Genomic DNA, 8,809 nt, shown 5'->3' with positions numbered 1-8,809 from the left:
TAATCCGAAACATCTCAAAAACTGGTTTACTAATTGCTGCTACTGTACCTCATAACATCCGGAAGTGCTGTATATGCCAATCGCGCCGTAAGCAGCTCCCAAACCAATAAAAGCTTGTCCCTTTCCCAATAAATCGGCCCTGGATTCAGCTTGTGCTAAGCGCTGCTGCTGGTAAGAAATTGCTTTTTCATAATCTCCGATTGCGTAGTAAGTTGCGCCTAGATTGTTGAGCGCGTAGCCTTCCCTAGCGTCATCGCGGGAGAGTCTCGCCAGCTCTAAATTCTGCTGGTAGCAGGCGATCGCTTTGCTGTAGTCTTTCGGGGCAGTTTGGAGGGGGACTCCTGCCTGCTGCTCCAATAATTGTTCCTCAGTTAAGCACTGAATGGCACTCGGTGTCAGGCTTACTAAGCCATTGTTTAGAGGTGCGAGTTCAGGGAACTGAATGCCAGATGGTGCTGGTGATTTTGGTGGCACCGGGGAAGCTATGACCCCTGGTGGTTCTGGTGGCAGCGATGGTGCTGCTGCTGGTGCTGCTGGTGACGGCAGGGGAGATACGATCGCTGGTGGTTCTGGTGGCTGCGGGACGATGAGCGGTGGTGGTTCTGGTGGCTGCGGGGCAGAGCCAGGTTGGTTCACTGACGGCGGGAGAGGTATGAGCGGTGGTGGTTCTGGTGGCTGCGGGACAGGTGATGGTGCTGGCACCGGGGAAGGTATGACCGCTGGTGGTTCTGGTGGCAGCGCGGGAGCCACCTCCACCGAAGGAGTTTGTGGATTGCTAAGGAAGCTGATCTCACCTGCCTTGATTCCGCTAGTGTTGATGTTGCCCGAACTGATGTTGCCTTCTGAATAAAGGGTGACGCCGCCTCCGTTTCCAATGAAGCTAGAGGTTGTAATTCCACCGGTGGCGATCGCGTTTGTCCCATATAGGAAAATTGACCCACCGTTACCGGCTATCGAGGAAGCGTTCAAGGTGCTGGCGTTCGTATTGATGCTTCCCCCCGTGCTGTAGAGGGTAATATTGCCGGCATTGCCCGTTAAAGTTGAAGTATTCAGGTTTTCCGCTGTGATGTCCCCGGACGCTACCAGCGCGAGATCTCCGCCATTTGAAGTAATGGATGCTGCTTGAATGCTGTTTGCAGCGCCTAAAAAAACTGAACCTGCGATCGCGATATTGCCAACTTGAATGCTGGCAGGTGAAGAACTGGCGGGTGCTAGAGTGCTGTTTCCAGTGAGGGGAGTGGGTAGGTTGCCAGCCGTTAAAACCAACTGCGGTCGATCGCTAGATGCGGAAGTGATAGCGAGATCGCCGGCTGCGATCGTGCCTTGGGCTTGCACTTCCAGAGAAGCGCCTGCGTAATTACCAAAAGAGACGTTTCCGCCTGAGACGATCGTAGAACCGCCTGAACTTGCGAAGTTGCCGGGGCTACCTTGAAGTGTGGCAATTGAGAAATCGCTGCCAGCTCTGAAGAGGGCATCACCGGATACAGTACCGTTACTGGTAAGTGTGATGCGGCCGTCAGCGCTCAGTAAGCTTTGGGAGTGATTGCGCGCCTGGATGTCTATTTGGCGATCGCCCTGTACGGCTAGGTTTCCACCCGCATTAGTAACAAAAGAGTTAGCCGCGCTGTCGCGGATACGGACAATTTCCCCCGCTTGCAATTTCAAGTCACCGGTTGTTTGTAGTTGCCTGTTTGCTAGGGTCAGGTTACGCGCGGCTGACACTGTAGCCGTTTGAGCAGACACTGCTACTTTTTGGTTCGCACCTGTTACCTGAGTATCGGCGATCGCCACATCGCCAGCTTCTACCCGCAAGTCTGAATTCGTTAGCTGTACGCTTCCGTCGCTGTTAACTGTAACGCCTGTAGCGTTGTTGCTACCTCCTGTGAGCAGTTGGGACAGGGTGAGGGGACTCAACGGCACAGAAGCAGAATCTAGATTAGAAGAGGGGGAAATTTCTAAACTCAGCAAATGGCCTGCTTGAGAAATGCGGACTAAGTTTTCTCCGGGCACCGATGCGATCGCAATTTGCCCGGAAGGTGCTGACAAAGTACCGGGGCTGAAAACTGTTCCGCCTATTAAAGCTAGCGTTTGCCCGTTAGGTACGCGCAGTTGACCGAAATTTGCGATCGCCCCTGGCTGAGCTGTACCAAAATTTAAAATGCTTGGCGTTCCTATCAGCATAGCGTATTCATTAACGCCAACTGCCTGAAACCAATTGTTGCCAAATCCGATTCCGGTTGCTGTCGTTGCCAAGAAGGAACCAGGCACGTTCAGTTGAGCGTTGGAACCAAAAACAATCCCCGCCGGATTCATCAAAAATAAGTTAGAACTACCGCCTATTACTTGAATTAAACCGTTAATATAAGAAGCATCGCCACCCACAACTCGCCCTAAAATGTTGCGGATATTTGGCTGAGAAATAAAGTTAACAATTTGACCGTCTTTGAGTCCAAACTGCTGAAAGCTATGAAAGAGATTACTGCCGTCTTGTGAGAGCTGTCCCCCGTTGATGTTAAATTGATTGCCCGAGGCATTAACAGCAGTTCCTGTGCCATCGGGAGACGGAGTAATTGGCTGTCCTGTAGCAGCAGGTGAGAACAGTAATAAACCTAAAGATACCACCCAACTACAAGTCAACAGTTGCTGTTGATATCTTTGAGTTGTTCTTGTTATAATCATTAGACTTCTCCCTCAAAGAAATTCTTTGCTGAGCGCGCTTAAATTATAATAAAACTTTTTCCTCAAAAAACATGAGTGGAATTTAAGCTAAGCACGTTAAAAAGTGCGCCCGTAGCTCAACTGGCGAACGTTTATAGAACCCATTTGAAATCTAAGCCGCTGCAAGCCCGATCGGCATCAGCCTAATAACAATAGTCCGGAGAGTTTTTAGTTTATAGTCTGAAACCCTTGATTTTTCCTTGCTAGTTCGATTGCCGAATCGCCTTGAAAGCCATATTCTACGGTTGGTTATCTAAAAACTGTCCGAAGTCTTTTAATAAAACAAAAATTAACCTTGACACTCGCATCAACCAGAGTTCTCTCAAAATTAGTGACGAGGATTTTGCACGTCTCTATCCAAGCATTTGCCCGTTCTCTTCCCCTACCTTGCCACAACCGGAAAAAACAAGGATTCGAGGATGATCCCCTCTTCGTCTGTGAGGCTGGTAGAGTATGGCATAACTGCTGGATACGAATTTTGCAGTCACTTTACTTCAATACAGTAAAAAATGTCAAATGGGTTCTATAAAGGCGATCGCCCTTCCCACTCCCCCATCCCCTGAAGCCCGTGAAGCGTAGCTATCCCAGAGGGAATCGCCCTTTTATCCAAAATCAAAATAAGTAGACAGACAAAAAAATCTGTCCGCCTACTTAATCGCTAACTACAAATCACTCCCACTCGATCGTTCCCGGTGGCTTAGAAGTAATATCGTAAACCACTCGGTTCACCCCCTTAACCTCATTCACAATCCGATTCGAGATCAGTTCCAACAAATCGTAAGGAACCCGCGCCCAATCAGCCGTCATCCCGTCTTCACTCTTAATAAATCGCAAGACGATCGGGTAAGCATAAGTGCGCTGATCGCCCATCACGCCTACACTGCGAATCGGCAGCAAAACTGCAAAAGCTTGCCAAAGTTCACCGTACAATCCGTGCCGGTTAATTTCTTGGCGAACAATGAAGTCAGCATCCCGCAAAATATTTAGTCTCTCGGAGGTAACTTCTCCTATAATCCGAATCGCCAATCCCGGGCCGGGGAAAGGTTGCCGGTTCACGATTTCTTCGGGAAGCCCGATCGATCGGCCGACTTTTCGCACTTCATCCTTAAACAGTTTTCGCAGCGGTTCGATCAGCTTAAATCGCAAATCTTTCGGCAAACCGCCGACGTTGTGGTGGCTTTTAATTTTAACAGCAACTCGCTCGCCACTTTTCGGGTCTACATTAGTGTCAGCCGACTCAATCACATCCGGATAAAGAGTACCTTGTGCGAGGTAGTCGAAGGGGCCGAGACGCTTCGATTCTTCTTCAAATACGTTGATAAACTCGTGACCAATCCGCTTGCGTTTTACTTCAGGATCGGTAATCCCTTCAAGTTGAGCTAAAAAGCGTTCGCGAGCATTCACATACTCAACGTCAATGTGGAATTGCTCTTTAAATAATTTTACCAACCGTTCTGGTTCATACTTCCGCATAAACCCTTGGTCGATAAACATACAGGTAAGTTGGTCGCCGATCGCCTTATGCAGCAAGAAAGCCAAAGTAGAAGAATCTACTCCACCGGATAGAGCCAGCAAAACTCGTTTATCTCCGACTTGCGCGCGAATTTCGCGAATCGATTCCTCCACAAAAGTAGCTGTCGTCCAAGTCGGTTCGCACTCGCAAATATGGTAAACAAAATTGCGAATTAAAGCTATTCCCCCGATCGAGTGAACTACTTCTGGATGGAACTGAACGCCGTACAAATTTTTCTCGTGGTGAGCAACAGCAGCAGACGGAGTATTGTCCGTGTGAGCGAGGATCTCAAAACCCGGCGGCAGTTCAGTACAGGAGTCTCCGTGGCTCATCCACATCGTGCTGCCCTCTTCGACATTTGTCAGCAAATCCGTAGGATCGTCAATAAATAGCGATGCCTTGCCGTATTCCGCTAACTTAGATCGCTCAACAGTTCCTCCGAGCTGCTTTACCATCAACTGCATCCCGTAACACACTCCCAACACCGGTATTCCCAAATTCCAAATTTCTGGGTCGCAGTGGGGTGCTTTTTCATCGTATACAGAACTCGGGCCTCCTGAAAGAATAATTCCTTTAGGATTGATAGCTTTTAACTGTTCTGCCGTAGTCCGGTAAGAAATAACTTCTGAATATACTTGAGTTTCGCGAATTCGACGAGCAATCAGTTCGGAATATTGCGAACCGAAGTCGAGAATCACGATCATCTGGCGATCGCTCTGCCCCATAGAAGAGTTTGTGAGGTCTGATTCAGTTTTTATTTGAGTAGTCACGGTTATTGCGTAATTGCTAATTGCTAATTGGGTCGAAAGTAGGGGAGGTATTTGTCGCGGCTTCACTACAAGACTGAGGAAGGCGAGCAAGCATTAGTCACTAGGAATAAATCTTATTTATACTAGATTGCAGTCAGCGCTCGTAGTCGATTAATAGGGTCGAGGGCAAGCATAGATTTACTTCAATCCTTATCCTAATTAATTGAACTCTGGCGTCAAAAACTGCGTCCCCAAGCAACCTAGTATAATTAAGGTCTAGGGACAAAGAATTATTACTTGTTAAATATTATCCCTGAGCGATGTTTTAAACAGAATTCAGGGATATTCACACTACATTAACAAATTTGGGTCAAAAATGTATCTCCTATATCACTTTTAACAATAATTTTGCGATCGCGCCCGAACATCACCGAGCCCACGGAGATGCGCCGATTAGTGTGAGTAAAAATGCAATCCGATGACCGCAAGTCTATTTGTCGGGCGATGTCGCCGTAAATTCGATCGACCCAATTGCTCCCAAACTCCGCATCTAAAGCCCGCAGTTGCCCGAGAGCCTCTTCGGCTGTCGCTGCGGCAAAAATTGCGGAACAAGCATCGGCAGGCATTCGGGCCTTAGCAGAGTAAGCTGTGAGGATTTCCCTGCGCCCGTCAGCGAGGTGGTGGTGAGTGTGAAAAATTCCCGCTGCCAATTTCATCAGCTTCCCGTGATAGCCAAACAGCAAAATTGACTCCACGCCCTGATATCCGGCCTCTACCAGCAGCGGGCCGAGCCAGTTAGCGGTTTTGACTAGCCTGTCGGGATTAATCCCCAGTTGTCGCGCCAAATCCAAACCGTTTTCGCCGATGCAGAAAACCAAACAGTCAAACAGTTCGGCTTTTTGTTGCAGTTGTTCGCGGTAAAGTTCCAACTGTCCAGGGGCACTCAGCGGTTGAGAAATGCCAGTTGTACCCAGCAGCGAAAGTCCTTCTACCACGCCGAAAGCTTCGTTAGAAGTGCGGGTGGCTAGTTGCCGCCCAGACGGCAGAATCAGGGTGACAGTAATTTTTTCTCCCCGTGCGAGTTCTCGGCTCAGATTCGATCGCAACAGCCGCATTGCGTAATCATAGATTGCGGCTCCTCCACCGACTGTGTGACGCCCGATACCTTCACCGCCGAGAATCACAATCTGCTCTCCCTCTCCCCGATTCTCTCCCTCTTTCTCCCTCTCTCCCTCTTCCCAATTCCCCAATTCCACCATTGCCCAAACGGGGGTATTGCGAGTCAGATCGAGATTGTCCCCCGGATCGGAGCGAGTCACTCCTAAAGCGGTACGAGTTTTGAGTACAGACGCCTGTTCGATCGGAATTTCTGCCGTTATTTGCGGTTCCAGTAAATTTACTGATACGCTATCAACAGACTGGATACCCTCACGCAAGCACCGCAAAGCTGCAAGTGCGGCCGCACAGGCAAATACTGGCAGTGTATACCCGGATAAAGGTTGAGTTTTTGTCACGATCTAATGCAAAAATCCGTAAATTTGCCGAGGCTCGATATCACGCTGTAGCAATAATACCCCTCAAACATTTAAGCTTAATTTTAGGGTTTGCTGTTATCAGCAGTTAAGGTAATTTTTCTCAAGTAATAAATTTGTCCTACCAGTTGCCGATCTCAGCCACAATTTTTTTGAGGTGCGTTAGCGGAACCCTCGTAGAGGATCGCCAAAAACCCACTCCGAAGCCTTACGGACAGGTGCGGGGGATTTCCATAAACAACCCGGAATCTCGATCGTGAGCGCTGGGACTGAACAAACCGATTCCAGGAATTAGGTACAAATCGTTAGCAGCTATACTCGGCAAGTCGATCGTACTTCCTTCTATAGATTTAGCTAGCCGTAAAGGTTTGAGAGCGGAAGGGAGGATCGGGCGCGAAATTTGCTTTGGCCCTTGGGGCGACTTGTTTGAGGCGGAATTCGAGCAATTTTTGGCAGGCGAAATGCTGCGATAGCTTCCTTGTTAAGCGCTAAAACCTACTTTTGGACAATTGGCAAATTTATATCTCCCAAGCGGTTGATGTTCCACTAATCGCTTGCCATCTATATTAATAACCATTACCCGGAAGTGCCAGTCTAGCTTTCAAGCTCACATCTTGAAGGCGGGGCTGGTTTTATCTTAACAGGCTAGGTCAGCAATTTTTAGCAGAAAGATTAAATTTTATTTACACCGGCGCGTGAAAAATAATTTAATGACCAGCCAGCCTCAAACCATTACCAAACCAGGGTTGGACAGTTTTTACTCTAAAATCTACAATCTACAATCAATTGACTATGGTTGAACCAGTTGCAGAGTTAAATGAACCTCTATCTCTTCAGAGTCCAGAAATAGTAGACCCGAAAATATTTCAGCTCGTTCTCTCTGCAAAAACAGCTCTCAAATTTTCTAAAAAAGACGTTCGCTCAACCCTGAGAGCCTCAACTCTAGACGGCGTTTTTGCCACTATCTTCGAGTCGGCGACCACAGGCGTGCTGCTGAGCAACTTCTTGCTGCAACTCGGCGCCAGCAGCGTGGAAATAGGTATATTTTCTGCTATTCCGATGGTGGTAAATCTCCTGCAACCACTAGGAGCCTACATCGCAGACCGCACAACCAGCCGCCGCTGGTACAACCTATTAGTATTCGGGGCGTCGCGGCTGCTGTGGCTGGTGCTCGCGGTGGCAATTGTTTGGGGTTCCCAGCACCCAGACCTCCACCAATTGCTGCAATGGACGCTGGTAACAGTCGTAGCAGCTAGTGTGCTGGCAGCTTTTGCCAATTCTAGCTGGTTCAGTTGGATGGCTGCTGTGGTTCCTCAGCGCTTGCGGGGACGCTATTTTGGCTTTCGCAACAGTGCTGTCAGCTTCATCACTTTGCTGGGAGTGCCGTTGATGGGATTGGGAGTGTCAACTTGGGACGGCGGGCCAATTTTTGGCTACGGTATTGTTTTATTTGTGGGTGTTTTGGCGGGAATGATTAGTTTGGGGTGTCAATCCTTCATGGGTGATGTGAATCCCCAGGTATACAAAAAAGATGCAGAGAGCGATCGACTTACAGAGAAAAAAGAAAGGCAAATAACAGATTTTGTGCCTTCTGTGCTGAAAGATTCTAATTTTTTAATGTTTATTCTTTACTTCAGTGTGTGGACATTTGCTGTCAATCTCAGCGCGCCTTTTTTTAATATCTACCTGCTGAAAGATTTAAGCTTGGATGTGAGTTTGGTAACGATTTACACCAGCTTAAGTTCCGGCGCAAATCTACTGCTGCTGATGTTTTGGGGCAAGTTGGCCGATCGCTGGGGAAATCGCCCACTGCTAATTGCGGTTGGGCTGGTGGTAGCGGTAACGCCTTTGTTGTGGTTGGGTACGGGCAATTACCCTTTTGCTCTATGGGTGTGGCTGCCGCTGCTGCACTTGTTGGGGGGAACGACTTTAGGCGCGATCGGGCTGTGTACTAACAATATTCAAATGGAGATAGCGTCGATCGAGCAACCCTCGACTTATTTTGCGATCGCCGCAGCAGTTTCGGGAGTAGCTGGGGCTTTGGGAACTACCGCCGGCGGCTTTCTTGCCGAACTTCCTGGCATGAGTTTGGGAGCAGTGTTTGCCCTCTCGGCTGGTGTTCGCTTGATTGCCCTTCTGCCTTTGGTTTTGGTGCGAGAACCTCGTAGCCAGTCGCTGCGGTCGATCGTCCCCACTTTGGGACGTTTCAATTTAAACCGCGGCTAGGAAATTTTCGCACAAATTTACCGATCGAGAAACCAGAAAAGCCCACAGATTGTTAAAAACTTCAAGCACAT

The 8,809-nt window shown here is 48.6% G+C and carries 4 protein-coding genes; 1 reads left to right on the top strand and 3 read right to left on the bottom strand.

What is annotated here, in order from left to right:
• Positions 1-39 precede the first annotated feature (39 nt).
• From QUB14_RS24245 to cbiD, 3 genes are all read right to left on the bottom strand, one after another.
• Entirely contained in the window at positions 40-2,679 is a 2,640-nt protein-coding gene (locus tag QUB14_RS24245) for a two-partner secretion domain-containing protein (protein WP_333219989.1), read from the bottom strand.
• A 708-nt stretch (positions 2,680-3,387) separates the two neighbouring features.
• Entirely contained in the window at positions 3,388-4,956 is a 1,569-nt protein-coding gene (guaA, locus tag QUB14_RS24240; protein ID WP_333220023.1) for a glutamine-hydrolyzing GMP synthase, read from the bottom strand.
• A 380-nt stretch (positions 4,957-5,336) separates the two neighbouring features.
• Complete coding sequence (gene cbiD, locus QUB14_RS24235; RefSeq protein ID WP_333219991.1) at positions 5,337-6,494, bottom strand: cobalt-precorrin-5B (C(1))-methyltransferase CbiD; 1,158 nt, start codon at positions 6,492-6,494, stop codon at positions 5,337-5,339.
• 810 nt (positions 6,495-7,304) lie between these two features.
• Between cbiD and QUB14_RS24230 the strand changes: the two genes are divergently transcribed.
• On the top strand, positions 7,305-8,738 hold the full coding sequence (locus QUB14_RS24230; protein ID WP_333219993.1) for an MFS transporter: 1,434 nt from the start codon (positions 7,305-7,307) through the stop codon (positions 8,736-8,738).
• Positions 8,739-8,809 lie beyond the last annotated feature (71 nt).

The organism is Microcoleus sp. B3-D2 (genome assembly GCF_036705345.1).
Taxonomy (GTDB): Bacteria; Cyanobacteriota; Cyanobacteriia; order Cyanobacteriales; family Microcoleaceae; genus Microcoleus.
The sequence above is the reverse complement of the archived record's forward strand: the minus strand, read 5'-3'. Positions and strand labels throughout refer to the sequence as shown.

Excerpts from the sequence above, each read along its gene's own strand:
- QUB14_RS24245 (WP_333219989.1), bottom strand. The coding sequence starts at position 2,679 with ATGATTATAACAAGAACAACTCAAAGATATCAACAGCAACTGTTGACT.
- guaA (WP_333220023.1), bottom strand. The coding sequence starts at position 4,956 with ATGGGGCAGAGCGATCGCCAGATGATCGTGATTCTCGACTTCGGTTCG.
- QUB14_RS24230 (WP_333219993.1), top strand. The coding sequence starts at position 7,305 with ATGGTTGAACCAGTTGCAGAGTTAAATGAACCTCTATCTCTTCAGAGT.